The organism is Tistrella arctica, from assembly GCF_039630945.1.
GTDB lineage: Bacteria > Pseudomonadota > Alphaproteobacteria > Tistrellales > Tistrellaceae > Tistrella > Tistrella bauzanensis.
The window spans coordinates 183,704-199,112 of sequence record NZ_JBBKTV010000001.1; the positions used below are offsets into that span (position 1 = coordinate 183,704).

Sequence of the window (15,409 nt, forward strand, 5' to 3'; positions counted from 1 at the left end):
CCGAGCGTCGGCGCCGTGCGGCACAAGGCCGTCAGCCGGTGATGCCGGCGTGGCGGTAGACCGCCGTCTCGAAGTCGAGATAGCCGCCGACCGATGCCGGATCGGCGAAGGGCAGGATCTGGGTCGCCCAGAATCCGCCGATGCCGTTGCGGCGATCGATCCAGTAATACAGGTTGGCAAGACCCGCCCAGGCCAGCGATCCGGCCGGCCGGCCGGTGGGGGCGGGCTCGTCATTGATCATGAAGGTCAGGCCCCAGGATTTCGGCATGCCGGGAAAGAATTCGGCTTCGTTGGACAGGCTGGGGATCACGCCGGGCAGCGCCTTGATCTTCATCTCGTCCAGGCCATTCTGCTCCGCCATCCGCACGGTTTCAGGCTTCAGCACTGCACGACCATCCGGTCCCCTGCCGTCATTCAGCCACATGCGGATGAAGCGGGCATAGTCGGGGGCGGTGGAATGAAGCCCATGGCCGCCCATGTGGATCTCCGGATCCTGCGGCAGCGTGAAATCGGGCACGGCCGACAGGCTGCCGGCGTCGTCGCGCTGATGCATGATCGCCATCCGCTCATGCATGGACGGCGTCATCGTGAACGCGGTGTCGGTCATGCCGAGCGGGTCCAGGATGCGATCCTGCATCACCGCACCCAGCCGCTGGCCGGTGATCCGTTCGATGATCTGGCCAACCCAGTCGATGTTGGAGCCATATTCCCACTGCGTGCCGGGGTCGAACAGCAGCGGTGTGCGCAGGGCTTCGTGCGTGGCGGTGATAACGCTGGGCTGCCGGCCGGCTTCGGCCAGTCTGGCATAGGTCTCGTTGAAGAAGTCATAACCGAGGCCGGCCGTGTGCAGCAGCAGCATCCGGGTCGTGATGTCGCGACTGGGCGCCCGCAGGCGCGGGGTGCCATCGTCGTCGAAGCCTTCGATCACCTGAAGGGCCGCGATCTCGGGCACATAGGTGCTGGCCGGCGCGTCGAGGTCGAGCCGGCCATCTTCGACCAGTTGCAGGGCGGCGGTGCCGGTGATGGCCTTGGTGGTCGAGAAGATGGCGAAGACGGTGTCGGTGGTCATCGGCGCGTCGGAGCCAAGGCCCCTCGTTCCGGCTGCACCCTCATAGATCGTGCCGTCACGATCGGTGGCGACGGCGACCACGCCCGGCACACCCGGTGTGGCATCGACGGCATGGCGCAGCACCGCATCGGCACTGCTGGTCAGGCTGTTGGTCATGATGGTCCTCCCTTGGGCGATGCGCGGCCTGTCATCCTGTTGTCCGGCTATTCGGCGGCGCGCCCGGTTGTCGATATCCCCCCTGATCGTATCGCATTCCGGTATCGGGTTCTGTCTGGCATCGGCATGAATTCTCGGGTATCGGCAGATTTTCCGGCGCCTGAAACGGAGGAGAGCCACCGGCTCCCGTCAGCCTGTCGGGTTGGCGGTATCCTGGTTGCGGTGGTCGGGCTCAGGACCGGTCGTGTTGGCCACCATCGGTGGTGCGGCTCGTCATGCCGTGACCGCGCGGCATCACGAGGATACCGGCATTGATGAAAGTTTCGTGGCCGATTGCGGCCGCACGGAATGGTCGGCGCGGGCGGCAGCGCCCGGCGCGACGGTATCAGCAATCGCCAATGCTTTGGGTTATATCAATCTGGGCGAGTTCGCGCGCAGTTATCGGGACCGGTTCGGCGCGTAGCCGTCAGAGACACGGGCGTGATAACCCGGCACCGCACGGCATGGGCTTCTGTCTGCCCGATGCCATGCGGGGGCCGCCACCATTGGCCGGCTGTCGGGTGGTTAGTTGCCCGTGCCTTTGCGCAGGCGCTGCATGAAGCCGTCCATCTCGGCGGCCAGATGTTTCGCGCGCTGGTTCAGCGCCGTCGCGGTTTCGGCGACATCGTCGGCCGCGGTCTTGGTTTCACTGTTGACCCGTTCGATGCCGGCGACACCGCGGGTGACCTCGCGGGTGCCCGACGAGACCTGCTGGATGTTCAGCGCGATGTCGCGGGTTGCGGCACTCTGTTGCTCCACGGCGGCGGCGATGCCGGTCGCGATCTCGTTCATCTGCTGAATGGTTTCGGCGATCTTGCCGATCGACTGGGCGGTCGCGGCGGCGACCTCGCGCATGTTGCCGACCTGCGAGCTGATATCCTCGGTCGCGCGCGCGGTCTGAGCCGCGAGGTTCTTCACCTCGCCCGCGACCACGGCGAAGCCCTTGCCGGCCGATCCGGCACGGGCTGCCTCGATGGTGGCGTTCAGCGCCAGAAGATTGGTCTGTTCGGCGATGTCGCTGATCAGCTGCACGATCTCGCCGACCTTCTCGGCAGCCCCCAGCATGCCCGACACGGTGCTGGTGGTCTGTTCAGCGTCGGTGACGGCCTGTCGGGCGATACCGGACGACCGCGAAACCTGATCGGCGATGCCGCTGATCGACCGCGAGAGCTCTTCAGAGGCGGCGGCGACGGCATCGACATTGACAGCCGCCTGTTCGGCCGCGCCCGCGACGCTGCCGGCTTCGTTGCGCGCCATGTCGGCGGCGCTGGTCAGCCCGTGCGACGCGCCGCCCAGCCGGCCGACCGTCTCGGTCAGGTCGTGAACGACAGAGCGGATCGAGCTGTCGAGGTCCGATGCCGCCTGGATGCGGGCGTCATGAACCTGGCCCATGATGCCGTGGATGTACTGATCGATCGCCATATCCATGTCCAGGAACACCACCCGGGTGATGGCAGCCTGGGCGCGGTCGCGCTTGTCCTGCGACCAGCGATAGCTGTGCGACAGCGCCGCGAGCAGCTTGTGCAGCACCAGTTGATAGCCGCCGATATACCAGCGGGGCTCAAGACCGATGCGGACATGGGCATTGCCGATCCGGGCCGCCCTGGCGGCATAATCGGCATCGAACCGGCCCGAAACCAGGGCCGTCCAATGGGCCTTCTGCGCCTGCTTCAGATGATCGACCATGCCCGGCTTGTCGATCAGGGCGCGCATCGGCGGGAACGTTGCCAGGGTCTTGTAGAACAGATCCAGCAATCCCTCGATCTCGGCCTCCAGAACTGGCCGGACCAGAGCCAGGTCGGCGACGGTCCGGGCGTCGAGCCCCAGAAAACGCAGACGGTCGGTGTCGAGCACAGAGGTGGTTACGGGCGACGTCATGACAATGCGGACCATCCATTCGGATTATATGACAAAACATCCTTTGGCCCGGGCCGGGGCCCGAACTGCAGAATGCACCAAATATGCAGCATATTCGGAAGAGCGTTGATAAATGATTACGCCGGCCCGTTCATCATTGGGCATTTTCGCGCGGCACAGAGCCAATCGGGTCGGCACAGAGCGCAGGCGCAGTTTGCATCCAGGCAGCGGCCATGGCATGACAAACCGGCCTTCGCCGCGCATGTTGATCCGGCCGTTGCCGAAGACCGTGGCGGGCCTTCCTCGATTGTGACACCACTGACACAGGATCGCCTTATGTTCTTCGCGCTGTCGAAACTGGTGGGCAATCTGATTCTACCGGTCAATCTGACGCTGATACTGGTGCCCTTGGCGGCCCTGCTGCGGCTGTTCGGTCTGAACCGGCTGTCGACGGTTCTGTTCTGCATCGCGGGCGTGCTGCTGGCGGTCATGTTGTTCACACCGCTCGACACCTGGCTGCTCAGGCCACTTGAGAGCCGGTTCCCGCAGATGGACCGCCCAATGGTCGCGCGGGGTGACTATGCGGGCATCATCGTGCTGGGCGGGCCAGAGGACGGCAGGCTGACCCAAAAGCATGGACAGGTATCCTTCGGGATGGCCGGCGAACGTTTCACCGAAACCGCCGTGCTCGCCAGGTTGCGGCCGGATCTTCCGGTCGTCTTCACCGGCGGCAGCGGCTTCTATGGAAGCCCGGAGGCGCGGGGTGGGCCGGTGGCGCAGCGGATCCTGACCGATCTGGGGGTCGTCGAAGATCGCCTGATCATCGAAAGCGAAAGCCGGAACACCTATCAGAACGCCCTGTTGTCAAAGCCGCTGGTCAATTCCGTCAGCGACAAGCCCTGGATCCTGGTGACGAGCGCCGCCCATATGCCGCGGTCGTATGGAATTTTCACCGCTCTCGACTGGAATGTCGTCGCCTACCCGGTGGACTATAATTTTCTGGAAGCACGGTGGGGATGGAATGAGTACAGATTCGTCGACCGGCTTCTTCTGATAAATTTGGCTGCGCGTGAATGGATTGGTCTTGTCGCCTACAAGTTGACAGGACGGATAGCGCATTGGTTTCCTGCACCACGCCAAAAGATGTAGTTGCTAGACAGGGCCTGAAGGACGTCTTTTTATGGTAAAAATGCCTAAAATATGATGATATCGCGCGTCAGATGGTGATGCGCGGTCACGATGCGGTACGAATGACCGGGGACGGTGGCCCACCCCTGTTTCCTGTCTGTGCATCATGACATATAATAGGTTCAGGTGTTCTTGCCATGCGTGGCTATACCATCAAGCAGCTGGCGCTGGCCCTGACCGCGTTGACCATTCTGCCGCTGGCGACGGTGCTGGCATGGACCGTGCTGACCATCGGCGATCTGGACCGGCAGCGCGCGGGTGAACAGTTGCAACTGGCGGCCCATGGTGCCGCGACCGATCTTCACCAGCGTGTCGACGCTGCGCGCCAGTTGGTCGCGGCACTGGCGGTCAACGGGGCGCTGCCGTTCACCGGTGATGCCTGCGTCCAGCGCTTTGCCGAACTGGCCCGCCTGCGGCCGATCTACAACAATCTGTTCATCACGGATGCGGATGGTGTGGTCCGCTGCGCGGCCATGCCGGTGAAGCCCGCCAATGGCACGGCTGCCAGCCTGGCACAACGCCCTTATTTCGAGCAGGCGCTGCACAGTACCGAGCCTGTCGTTGCCGAGGCGGTCAGTGCCTTGAGCAACGGCCGCACCATTCTGCCGGTCGTCGCGTCGGTGCGTGACGAGGCTGGCCGGCCGGTGGGCATCGTGGGCGTCGCGCTGGATCTGGGCATCTATCTGCAGGGCATGGGTGCTTTGTTGCCGCAGGACACGGCGCTGTCGGTCTGGCTGCCATCGGGCGAGATTCTGGCACATGAGGGGCCGGAGACGACCATGTCGCAGGATGTTGCCGACATCGTGCGCCGTGCGGGACGGCCCCGTTTCCATCTGGCGAGCGGCGATGCGACGGTCAGAGGCGGCGACCATCCGGCCACCATCGCGCAGACCTCGGGGCTGGCGGACGATGCCCCCCGGGTTCTGACGGTTGAACCGGTCGATCTGGAGCCGGTCAGGCTGGTGATCGGCGTCAGCATGCCGGATGCGCGGCTGTTCGGGCCCTCACAGAGGCTGACACTGAACAATCTGATCGCCGCGGTGGTGCTTGCGGCCGGTCTGGGGCTGCTTTCGGTCGGTCTGTCGCACCGGTTGCTGATCAGGCCGCTTCAGCGCTTGTCGGGTTTCGCCCGTGGCATGGTCGATGGCCGGTCCGACCGTCGGTTCCCGCCGGTATCGGGCGCGCGTGAGATCACCCACCTGTCGTCGTCACTGAACCTGCTGGTGTCGGCGCTGGACGACCGCGAGACACAGCGCAAGGCAGCGGAGGCGGCGCTTCAGGAAACGCTGGCGGGCCTTGAGCAGACCGTCGAGACCCGGACGCGCGAGCTGGCCGAGGCACATGAAGCGGTTCGTCAGCGCGCCCAGGACCTTGAGCGGGCCCGGAACCGGGACCGGATCGCGGGGCGGATGACCGATCTGATCCAGTCCTGTGCGTCTGTCGACGAGGCGGTGGGCGTGACGGAGCGGATGATGCCGGCGCTTCTGCCCGAGGATAGCGGCCGGCTGTTTCTGCACAAGGCCAGCCGCAATCTGCTGGAGGCGGCGGCAGCCTGGGGCCGGCCGGCGCTGCCCGCCAGAAGCATGGTGCAGGATGATTGCTGGTCATTGCGACTGGGACGTCCCTATGTCAGTGACGGCGACAGCCCTGGCGACAATAGGGGGCCGGAATATGGCGGCCGAGGCGGCGAGGGCCGGCGGGGAGAGGTCCGGCGGGGAGAGGGGCAGGCACCGGTCTGCGGCCATCTGGCGGGTGTGCCGGGGCGGCATGTCTGTGTGCCGCTGATCGCCCATGGTGAAATGCTGGGCATGGTGACGCTGGAGCGCGCGCCTGTCGCAGCCGGGGGCATCGCTGCCGGCGGGGCCGCCGCGGATATGCCGGCATGGTCGGATGACGATTTCGCCGCTCTGGATCGTCTGGCGCTGTCGATCGCCAATGTGAAGCTGCGGGAAACGCTGCGCGGCATGTCGATCCGCGATCCTTTGACCGGATTGTTCAATCGCCGCTTCGCCGATGAAATGCTGGCGCGTGAGCTGGCGGTGTCCCGGCGTGAGACCCTGCCGATATCGGTGGTGATGGGCGATATCGACCACTTCAAACGGTTCAACGATACCTTCGGCCATGAGGCCGGGGATCGGGTGATCCGGCTGGTTGCCCGCACGATGCTGGAACAGTTCCGTGAAAGCGATGTCGTGTGTCGTTACGGCGGCGAGGAATTTCTGATCGTTCTGCCAGGCTGCGATGCCGTGGGCGCCTTCAGGCGCGCGGATGCCGTGCGCCGGGTGCTGGCGGGGCTTCCCCATGGCGAGGAGGTCCAGCCATATGGGCCCGTCACCATCTCGATGGGGATCGCCTGCTTTCCGGAAACGGTTGCCGAGGAAGGCCGCCTGATTGCCGCAGCCGATGCAGCGCTCTATCGGGCCAAGCAGACCGGCCGCAACCGGGTGATGATCGACGGCGGCGATGTCTGTCCCGGCGCCGACGTCATGAAGAACACCGCCTGAGAGGCCCTGGCGCCTGAGAGGCCTTGGCGCCTGAGCGGCCTTGGCGCCTGAGCGGCCGTGGCGGTTGCTCAGGCGGGGCCGCCCGCCGGGGCGAAGCGACCGCTCGCGATCTCGCGGCGCCGGTCCTCGATCACCTCAAGGATGGTTTGCTTGCCGTCGTCGTCGAGCCGCCGCCAGGCACGGATTTCATCGATGGTGCGGTAACAGCCCTCACACCAGCCGGTGATCGTGCTCATGCGACAGACATTCACGCAAGGGGATGCGACGCTCATGGGTCGGATCTGGCTCCGGCTTAAGGGGGCAGGGCTAAAACGCGATGTGATCATGGCTCGAACTGTTCGCGCAGGATCCGCTCTTCAAGGCTGTGCCCGCGGTCGAACAGCAAGGTCAGTTGCCGCGTCGGATCGCGTGCCACATCCACGCGCCGGACGTCACGCACTTCGGTATAGTCGGCAACAGCACTCACCGGCCGCTTCACCGCTTCCAGCACGTCGAAGCTGATGGTCGCTGTGTCGGCCAGCAGCGCACCGCGCCAGCGGCGCGGCCGGAAGGCACTGATCGGCGTCAGGGCAAGCACGCCGGCGCCGAGAGGCAGGATTGGGCCATGCGCGGAAAGATTGTATGCCGTGCTGCCGGCCGGTGTCGAGACCAGCGCGCCGTCGCAGATCAGCATCGATTGGCGCTCGATACCGTCCACAGAAATTCTGAGCTTGGCGGCCTGACGGGTTTCGCGCAGCAGCGACACCTCGTTGATCGCCAGCGCTTCGTGCCGGGTGCCGTCCATGGTGTAGGCGCGCATCAGCAGCGGGTAGATCACCGCCGGCACCGCTTCCGTCAGCCGGACGTCCAGTTCCTCGACCCGGAATTCGTTCATCAGGAAGCCGACCGTGCCACAATTCATGCCATAGATCGGGATGCCGCGGTCGATGAAGCGGTGCAGCGTCTCCAGCATGAGCCCGTCGCCGCCCAGTGCCACGACGACCGCCGCCTTGTCGGGCTCGACCGTCTCGTACATGCCCTCGATCAACGCCTGAGCGGCAATCGCCTCGTCGCTGTCGGCGGCGACGACCGCAAAGGGCGGCGTGATCCCGGTCCGCACCTGTGTCATCGGTGTCGTCCCGGACATGATTGGCTGTGTCATCGGGGGCTCAGCCGCCGGTCATGCTCATGTGACGGGTCAAGGCCGGTGCGGCACCCCGCCTTTCGATGACGAAATCATGACCCTTGGGTTTGGCGTCGATGCCCCGGCGGATGGCGGCGATCAGCGGTGCGTCGTCCTTGGGCGATGCACGCAAAGGGGCCCGCAGGTCCACCTGATCATCCTGACCCAGGCACATATACAGTTGGCCCGTACAGGTCACCCGCACGCGGTTGCAGCTTTCGCAGAAATTGTGGCTGAGTGGGGTGATGAAGCCCAGCCTTGCGCCGGTTTCCTCGATGCGGACATAGCGCGCGGGGCCGCCGGTCCGGTCGGGCAGATCGGTCAGGGTGAAGCGCGTCTCCAGGTGCCGGCGCAGGGTGGTCAGCGACAGATACTGGTCGACCCGGTCTTCGTCGATGTCGCCGAGCGGCATGGTCTCGATCAGCGTCAGGTCGAAACGGTTTTCGCCGCACCACCGGATCATGTCTTCGATTTCATGCTCGTTCTCGCCGCGCAACGCCACCATGTTGATCTTGACCTGAAGGCCGGCGGCCTTGGCGGCAGCGATGCCGCCCATCACCCGGTCGATCGCGCCCCAGCGGGTGATGCGCTGAAAGCGCGCCGGGTCGCGACTGTCCAGCGACACATTCACCCGTCGCACGCCAGCGCGTGCCAGCCCTTCGGCATGGCGGTCGAGCAGAGTGGCATTGGTGGTGAGCGTCAGTTCTTCCAGCCTGCCGGCCACGACGTCCCGGCCCAGATCGGCGATCAGGTCCATGATGCCGCGGCGCACCAGCGGCTCACCGCCGGTCAGCCGCAGCTTGCGCACGCCCAGCCCCATGAAGGCCCGCGACAGCCGCGCCAGTTCCTCCAGCGTCAGCAGGTCGGCCTTGGGCAGAAAAGTCATGCTCTCGGCCATGCAGTACACACAGCGCAGATCGCAACGGTCCGTCACCGACAGGCGCATATAATGCACATGGCGGCCGAACGGGTCGACCAGCGACGCTGATGCCAGCGCTGATGACGCCGGCGTCGATGAAGCCGGCGTCGAAAGCGGCTGTGTGGACGACGACGGCGTGGCCGCCTGGCTTGTCGGCTGGAATGATGTCACCTGGACTGCTCGCTCACATCCGGAGGGCCCGTTGGCCGGGCATGTCTTAGCCATTCATTGTGGGGGCGTCCTGCCGGCGGATCAAGTCGGGTGAGAGCCGGCGGTTCCGGGGCCGGTGCCGGCAGCCGGGGGGCGCACCGTCGATCAGATGGCGTCGCCGTCCCAGAGTGCCAGAATGGCGAGCGCGCGCCGCCGGTCGACCATGTCGAAGAAGGCCACGGCCTCCAGAAGATCCTTGGGGTCCGACACCCGGGTGCCGCGGCTCATCTTGCGGGTCAGCATGAACAGGGTCGAAAAGCCCGGCCGTGTGACATCGGCCGCCTTGCAGGCGATGGCCAGGGCCTGACCCGTGGTTTCGAAGGCGATCCGGCGGGCGGTGATTGCACGGATTTCCGTCATGCGTGCGAGGGCCGCTTCGAACATCGCGATTTCGCCCTGGCGATAACTCTGCAGCAGCAGCATCTCGGTCAGCCCGCCACTGCGCGACAACTGTGCGATGCGCTGTTCCGCGCGGCGCTGTTCCTCGGCCAGACGACCATTTTCGGCAAGCCTGCGGTCGACCACGCGGGTGACGGCCCGGTCGATCATGTCGGGCGAGACGTCGAAACGCTGCAGGATATGACGCCGCAGGGCGCCGCCCACCCACCAGAACATCCGATAGGCCAGACCGGCCGGCAGTTCACGGCGCTGAAGCAGCGGCGGCTGGATCACCTCCATGCGCTGTGACAGCATCACGATCCGCTCGATCATCCTCGGCGACAAGACAGCTTTACGGTTGGCGAGCCGGGCGGATACGACCTCGGCCTCGGCCGCGTCGAGCAGCGCACCGGTGACCGCGTCGCTGAGATCCGGTCGTTGTGCGATGGCAACGCGATGGGCGCTCGACCGCTCCCGCACGACCGCGATCAGATCCGGATCCCTCAGGATCGGAGACCGGGACAGCAGCGGATGGGCAACTTCGATCGTATCGTTCGCCAGCATCACGAACAGGCTGGCAGGCAGGGTACCGGCATCGGGCAGACCGGCCAGTTCCTCGGCAAGTTCGCGGCGCAGCGTGCTTTCGATATCGGCGACCAGCGGCTGGATCACATGTGCGACCACGCCCCGGACCTTCTCCGTCAACTTACGGTCGCGGTCGATCAGCATGGTTGCAATGGTGCCGGCAATGGCCTGCCGTTGCTGCGGAGGCTTCTGGAGAGCCGCCCGCGCAAGTGCTTCCACCTCGCGTTCGATCACGATCCCTCCGCCCACCACCTGCACCTGCCTTTTCCGAAAACGTGCCCCACGGCGGGCCATCGGGCAGCGGGGTCCACGTTGTGGAGCGGTGGCCCGGCCGGAGATGGCGGTGATGCGTCGGGGGCAATGATCATTCAGAGTCCGTGGCTGCCGGTTGCGTGTGTGCCGGTGGACGGCTTGCACCGACCGACCTGTCCCGGGTTTGACGCATCCGCCGCGGCATGAAGCGGATCACATCCTGTATTTACGGAGACGTGGGGATCGCCGCAACTGCAAAAGTTGCGAAGGACGAGAGGCAGATCCGGGAGGGCGATAGGGCCTTGTCGCAATATGCAGCGGATCTGCGACACAATGGTGACGCAATCCGTCGCGGCATGCGAGCTCGTGAGCATTGCCAGAGGCTGTAAGAAGGTCGACCACCTTAACCTCGGACATCAGTCGTCGTCGTCGAAGCTCTGTGGGGGTGCTATCAGTTCAAGGTCGACCACATCGGCATGGACCATGCGCTTGCCGCCATGTTCGAAATTCACCGTCACCCGGTGAGCGACCACACTCTGGACCTGGCCCATGCCCCAATCCGGCTGGCCGGGCAGGCGGACAAGGCTTCCGGGTGGGTACAGCATGCCGTAAGGTGCTGACGCGGTCATCGGTCGGTCTCCGTTGCGGGGAGCGGCTCCGTTGCGGGGAGCGGCTCCGTTGCGGGGAGCGGCTCCGTTGCGGGGAGGGGGCTCCGTTGCGGGGAGGGGGCGCCATCTTCCCGACAACAGATGGTGCCGCAGGACGCCCGCCACCAGAGCGTGGCGCGTGGCCATTGTGCGGAAGACTGTGAAGTTGATCAGGATGGTCCGCAGCCTAAGACAAATTTAACGCTTGCGGTCTACAAAGAAGCAGTGAGGTCCGGCTTGTGGCGACAGACGCCCGGCGGGCGACCGAACAGGGTCTCTGCCGTGTGGAGATCTGGCCAGACATGCAGACGGGGAGCGAGGCGACGTGGCGCAGGGCGATTGGGTAAGGCTCTCCGGTCTGATTTGCGCGCGCATCTGCCACGACCTGGTCGGGCCGATCGGCGGGGTCGTGAACGGTATCGAGTTCCTGTCGGAAGACGGTATGGGCGACGATGCGCTTCAACTCGTTGCCGACAGCGCCGGGCGTGCGGCTCGCCGGCTCAGTTTTTTCAGGATGGCGCTGGGCGCCAGCGGCAATATCGACGAACGGGTGGCGGCCGGCGATCTGCGCTCGGCGCTGACCGGCTACTTCGCCGACGAACGCGCCCGGCTGGATGTGCAGGGCTGGCCGGCCGACGGCAATGTTCTCCGCGCCCATGGCGGCATCGCCCTTTGCCTGGCCGCGGTCGCGAGCCAGGCGATGCCGCGGGGCGGTATGGTCGGCCTGGACTGGCAGACCGGCCCGACGGGCAGCACCCTGACGGTATCGGCCGACGGCACCACGGTGCGGATGCCCGAGACGCTGGTTCAGTCGGTGGAAGGGCGTATGGATCCGAACCTGCTGGATGCGCGCACGGTGCTGCCGTTCGTGGTCGCCGAGATGACGGCGGCCTGCGGCGGCCGGTTGCGCATCGCGAGCGACTGGTCCGGCACGGATCTGAAGCGGTTCGCCGTGACGGCTGATCTTCCCGGTATCGCCTTTGGCGGCCAGCACGGCGCCATGGCAGCCTTCGAACAGACCGGCAATACCGGGCGATAGGCCTGGAGCGGAAGCTCCACGGGTCTGATGACATCGACTATTCACTTGGTGCGCAAGCACCGGCACTTGGTGCGGAGGCGCACCGCACAATCACGGCAGCAGGGATGAGAACGCCATGGACGAGCTGCTCAGCGAGTTCCTGACCGAGACGATGGAGAGCCTGTCGACGCTCGACGTCGAACTGGTACGTCTGGAGCGCAATCCGGACGATCCGGAACTGCTGCAGAACATCTTCCGTCTGGTGCACACGATCAAGGGAACCTGCGGCTTCCTTGGCCTGCCGCGCCTTGAGAAGGTGGCCCATGCGGCCGAGAACGTGCTGGGCCGGGTCCGCGATCGCGAACTTGAGGTCACGCCGACCATCGTGACCCTGATCCTTGAAAGCCTGGACCGGATCAAGGAGATCCTGGCCGAGCTGGAGCGCAGCCAGTCCGAGCCGGCGGGCAATGATGCCGGCCTGATCGAACGGCTGAACATCGCGGCCGATGGTGGCGACGTTCAGCCGCCGAAGCGTGCCGCGGCTCCGGTCGGGGCCGATGGTGCGCCCGATTTCGATGCGGTGCGCCAGATGATGGCGGCCGAGATGGCGGGCGACCCGCTGCCTGATGACGATGCCGACGATGGCGATGACGCAGCCGGCATGCCGGTTGGCACGGCACAGCCGCAGGCGCTGGTCGCCGCCGGTGCCGGCGCGGTGGCCACCCAGTCGGCCGCAAACCAGTCTGCCAGCGGCCAGAAGGCCGATGGCGGCGAGCACCATGATACGGCCGCGCCGCGTGAAAGCCATCTGGCCGGCCAGAACATCCGGGTCAGCGTCGACCTGCTGGAACATCTGATGACCATGGTCAGCGAATTGGTGCTGACCCGCAATCAGCTGTTGCAGATGGTGCGCGGTCGTGGCGACAGCGAGTTCACCGTGCCCCTGCAGCGGCTCAGCCACGTGACGTCGGAATTGCAGGAAGGGGTCATGAAGACCCGCATGCAGCCGATCGGCAACGCCTGGGCGAAGCTGCCGCGGGTCGTTCGCGACCTGGGTCAGGAACTGTCGAAGAAGCTGGACCTGAAGATGTATGGCTCGGAAACCGAGCTGGACCGTCAGGTGCTGGAGCTGATCAAGGATCCGCTGACCCATATGGTCCGCAATTCGGCGGATCACGGCCTGGAGCGGCCCGATGAGCGCCGCGCCGCCGGCAAGCCCGAAACCGGCACCATCACCCTGAACGCCTATCATGAAGGCGGTCATATCATCATCGAGATCGCCGATGATGGCCGAGGCATCGACCTGTCGAAGGTGCGTCAGAAGATCGTGAAGGTGGGGCTCGCCACCGAGAACGAACTCGACGGCATGACCGAGACCCAGATCGCCCAGTTCATTTTCCGACCCGGTTTCTCGACCGCCGAGAAAGTGACCAGCGTGTCGGGCCGGGGCGTCGGCATGGACGTGGTCCGTACCAATATCGAGAAGATCGGCGGCACGATCGAACTCAGGACGGTCAGCGGCAAGGGCTCGACCTTCGTCATCAAGATCCCGCTGACCCTGGCGATCGTGGCGGCGCTGATCGTCGAGGCTGCCGGCGACCGCTTCGCGCTGCCCCAGATCAGCGTGGTCGAGCTGGTCCGCGCATCGAATACCTCGGAACATCGGATCGAGCGGCTGAACAGCCGGCCGGTGCTGCGCCTGCGCGATCATCTTCTGCCGCTGGTCAGCCTTGGCCATGCGCTGGCGCTGATCGACGACGAGGAGCCGGGCGTCGAGACCGATGACGACGGCCTGTTCGTGATCGTGTGCAAGGTCGGCACATTCTCGTTCGGCATCATCGTCGACCAGGTCTTCGACACCGAGGAGATCGTGGTCAAGCCGGTGGCGCCGATCCTGCGCGACATCACAATGTTCTCGGGCAACACGATCCTGGGCGATGGCAGCGTGGTCATGATCCTGGACCCGAACGGGCTCGCGACGTCGGTCGGCCAGATCCAGACCGGCGGTGACCGCCGGGCCGAGGCCGCGGCCGAAGCCGCGGAGGCCAACATGGAAGACAAGCTGTCCCTGCTGGTGTTCCGTGCCGGCGGCGAGGATCCGAAGGCGGTGCCGCTGTCGTTGGTGGCGCGGCTGGAAGAGATCGATCTTGCGACCATCGAGCGGTCGGATGGGCGGCCGGTGGTGCAGTATCGCGGCCAGATCATGCCGCTGGTGCTGGTCAACGAGACCATGCAACTGGCCCGCGAAGGCCGCCAGCCGGTGGTGGTGTTCACCGAACGCAACCGCACGATGGGTCTGGTGGTCGACGAGATCGTCGACATCGTGGAAGACAGCTTCAATGTCGAACTGCGCAGCCGCCGCGACGGACTGATCGGCACCGCGGTGATCGCCGGGCGGACCACGGATATCATCGATGTCGGCTATTATCTGCTGAAGGCGACCGGCGACTGGTACCAGGCCGACAAGCCGAAGCTGGGCAAGGCCGCGCATCGCCGGGTTCTGCTGGTCGACGACAGCGCCTTCTTCCGCAGCCTGATCGCGCCTGTTCTGAGGGTGTCGGGCTATGAGGTCGCGGGCGTGGAAAGTGCCGAGGCCGCGATGAAACTGCGCGACCAGGGCGTGGAGTTCGATATCATCGTCAGCGATATCGAAATGCCGGGCATGGACGGCTTCGCCTTCGCCCGGGCCATTCGTGAGGACGGTCCCTGGACCCAGGTTCCGATGATCGCGTTGTCCTCGCATACGGCGCCTGAAGATTTCGATCGTGGCCGCGATAGCGGATACGACGATTATGTGGCCAAATTCGACCGGGAAGGCCTGATCGCGGCCATCGGTCAGGTGATGAACATGGCGAAGGGGAGCGTGGCATGAGTGGGGATATCGTCCGCTATGCCGGCGGCGGCAACGCCCTGGTCCGGTCCGGTGACGACGCACTTGCCGGTGCTCAGCGGCAGTTCGTGACGGTGGTGATCGACCGGCAGACCTTCGGCATTCCGGTGCTGGTGGTACAGGACATTCTGGGGCCGCAGAAGATCACCCGGGTGCCGCTGGCACCGGCCGAGGTGGCGGGCGCGCTGAACCTGCGTGGCAGGATCGTGACCGCGATCAATGTCCGCCGCAGGCTGGGCCTGGCACAGCGTCCGGCCGAACTGAAGGGCATGAATGTCGTTGTCGAGCATGACGGCGAGCTGTACAGCCTGATGGTCGATGGCGTGGGCGAGGTGCTCAGCCTCGATGATGCCCGCTTCGAACGCAACCCCGCCAACCTTGCTCAGCATTGGCGTGACGTCTCTCTCGGGGTATACCGACTGAACGACAAGCTGCTGCTGGTGCTCGATGTCGAGCGTCTGTTCGATTTCGGCTGAACATCGGCCCGCCTCCGGCATCGATCCAAATCCGGAAAGCGGGCTGTGCGGGAAACCGC

General features: G+C 65.4%; 13 protein-coding genes. 6 read left to right on the forward strand and 7 right to left on the reverse strand.

The features are described from left to right. Window positions 1–31: 31 nt before the first annotated feature. Complete coding sequence (gene acmB / locus WG924_RS00860; RefSeq protein ID WP_345930930.1) at window positions 32–1,225, reverse strand: methyl acetate hydrolase AcmB; 1,194 nt, start codon at window positions 1,223–1,225, stop codon at window positions 32–34. Between the two features lie 247 nt (window positions 1,226–1,472). Between acmB and WG924_RS00865 the strand changes: the two genes are divergently transcribed. Next, window positions 1,473–1,688, forward strand: coding sequence for a hypothetical protein (locus WG924_RS00865; protein WP_345930932.1), 216 nt, complete (start codon window positions 1,473–1,475; stop codon window positions 1,686–1,688). Window positions 1,689–1,789: 101 nt separating this feature from the next. Here the strand turns inward: WG924_RS00865 and WG924_RS00870 are convergent, their stop codons facing one another. Continuing rightward, on the reverse strand, window positions 1,790–3,142 hold the full coding sequence (locus WG924_RS00870; RefSeq protein WP_345930933.1) for a protoglobin domain-containing protein: 1,353 nt from the start codon (window positions 3,140–3,142) through the stop codon (window positions 1,790–1,792). Window positions 3,143–3,457: 315 nt separating this feature from the next. On the opposite strand from WG924_RS00870, the gene WG924_RS00875 reads away from it, so the two are divergent. Further along, window positions 3,458–4,270: a YdcF family protein gene (locus tag WG924_RS00875; protein ID WP_345930934.1), complete on the forward strand. Its 813-nt coding sequence runs from the start codon at window positions 3,458–3,460 to the stop codon at window positions 4,268–4,270. A 176-nt stretch (window positions 4,271–4,446) separates the two neighbouring features. Continuing rightward, the gene (locus tag WG924_RS00880; protein WP_345930935.1) at window positions 4,447–6,813 is read left to right on the forward strand and encodes a sensor domain-containing diguanylate cyclase; all 2,367 of its coding nucleotides are present in this window, start codon (window positions 4,447–4,449) and stop codon (window positions 6,811–6,813) included. Between the two features lie 68 nt (window positions 6,814–6,881). On the opposite strand, the gene WG924_RS00885 is transcribed toward WG924_RS00880, so the two are convergent. From WG924_RS00885 to WG924_RS00905, 5 genes are all read right to left on the reverse strand, one after another. Next, on the reverse strand, window positions 6,882–7,085 hold the full coding sequence (locus WG924_RS00885) for a DUF1289 domain-containing protein (protein WP_345930936.1): 204 nt from the start codon (window positions 7,083–7,085) through the stop codon (window positions 6,882–6,884). Window positions 7,086–7,135: 50 nt separating this feature from the next. Further along, complete coding sequence (locus WG924_RS00890; protein ID WP_345930937.1) at window positions 7,136–7,939, reverse strand: NAD kinase; 804 nt, start codon at window positions 7,937–7,939, stop codon at window positions 7,136–7,138. A 22-nt stretch (window positions 7,940–7,961) separates the two neighbouring features. Beyond that, on the reverse strand, window positions 7,962–8,921 hold the full coding sequence (gene moaA, locus WG924_RS00895) for a GTP 3',8-cyclase MoaA (RefSeq protein WP_372045149.1): 960 nt from the start codon (window positions 8,919–8,921) through the stop codon (window positions 7,962–7,964). Between the two features lie 288 nt (window positions 8,922–9,209). Further along, window positions 9,210–10,301, reverse strand: coding sequence for a DUF2336 domain-containing protein (locus WG924_RS00900; RefSeq protein ID WP_345930938.1), 1,092 nt, complete (start codon window positions 10,299–10,301; stop codon window positions 9,210–9,212). A gap of 434 nt (window positions 10,302–10,735) precedes the next feature. Next, window positions 10,736–10,948 carry a DUF3553 domain-containing protein gene (locus WG924_RS00905; RefSeq protein ID WP_345930939.1) on the reverse strand — a complete coding sequence of 71 codons (213 nt, stop codon included), beginning with the start codon at window positions 10,946–10,948 and terminating at the stop codon, window positions 10,736–10,738. Between the two features lie 427 nt (window positions 10,949–11,375). Between WG924_RS00905 and WG924_RS00910 the strand changes: the two genes are divergently transcribed. From WG924_RS00910 to WG924_RS00920, 3 genes are all read left to right on the forward strand, one after another. Beyond that, complete coding sequence (locus tag WG924_RS00910; protein ID WP_345930940.1) at window positions 11,376–12,005, forward strand: histidine phosphotransferase family protein; 630 nt, start codon at window positions 11,376–11,378, stop codon at window positions 12,003–12,005. Window positions 12,006–12,120: 115 nt separating this feature from the next. Then, a complete protein-coding gene (locus tag WG924_RS00915) occupies window positions 12,121–14,856 on the forward strand; it encodes a hybrid sensor histidine kinase/response regulator (RefSeq protein ID WP_345930941.1) in 2,736 nt (911 codons plus the stop codon). Further along, entirely contained in the window at window positions 14,853–15,350 is a 498-nt protein-coding gene (locus WG924_RS00920) for a chemotaxis protein CheW (RefSeq protein WP_188577519.1), read from the forward strand. Before WG924_RS00915 ends, WG924_RS00920 begins: the two co-directional genes overlap by 4 nt. Window positions 15,351–15,409: the final 59 nt, after the last annotated feature.

What these genes read in the sequence shown, in the direction of transcription:
- WG924_RS00920 (WP_188577519.1), top strand. Translation starts at nt 14,853, where the DNA reads ATGAGTGGGGATATCGTCCGCTATGCCGGCGGCGGCAACGCCCTGGTC.
- moaA (WP_372045149.1), bottom strand. Translation starts at nt 8,921, where the DNA reads ATGCGCCTGTCGGTGACGGACCGTTGCGATCTGCGCTGTGTGTACTGC.
- WG924_RS00885 (WP_345930936.1), bottom strand. Translation starts at nt 7,085, where the DNA reads ATGAGCGTCGCATCCCCTTGCGTGAATGTCTGTCGCATGAGCACGATC.
- WG924_RS00905 (WP_345930939.1), bottom strand. Translation starts at nt 10,948, where the DNA reads ATGACCGCGTCAGCACCTTACGGCATGCTGTACCCACCCGGAAGCCTT.
- acmB (WP_345930930.1), bottom strand. Translation starts at nt 1,225, where the DNA reads ATGACCAACAGCCTGACCAGCAGTGCCGATGCGGTGCTGCGCCATGCC.
- WG924_RS00880 (WP_345930935.1), top strand. Translation starts at nt 4,447, where the DNA reads ATGCGTGGCTATACCATCAAGCAGCTGGCGCTGGCCCTGACCGCGTTG.
- WG924_RS00875 (WP_345930934.1), top strand. Translation starts at nt 3,458, where the DNA reads ATGTTCTTCGCGCTGTCGAAACTGGTGGGCAATCTGATTCTACCGGTC.
- WG924_RS00870 (WP_345930933.1), bottom strand. Translation starts at nt 3,142, where the DNA reads ATGACGTCGCCCGTAACCACCTCTGTGCTCGACACCGACCGTCTGCGT.
- WG924_RS00915 (WP_345930941.1), top strand. Translation starts at nt 12,121, where the DNA reads ATGGACGAGCTGCTCAGCGAGTTCCTGACCGAGACGATGGAGAGCCTG.
- WG924_RS00890 (WP_345930937.1), bottom strand. Translation starts at nt 7,939, where the DNA reads ATGTCCGGGACGACACCGATGACACAGGTGCGGACCGGGATCACGCCG.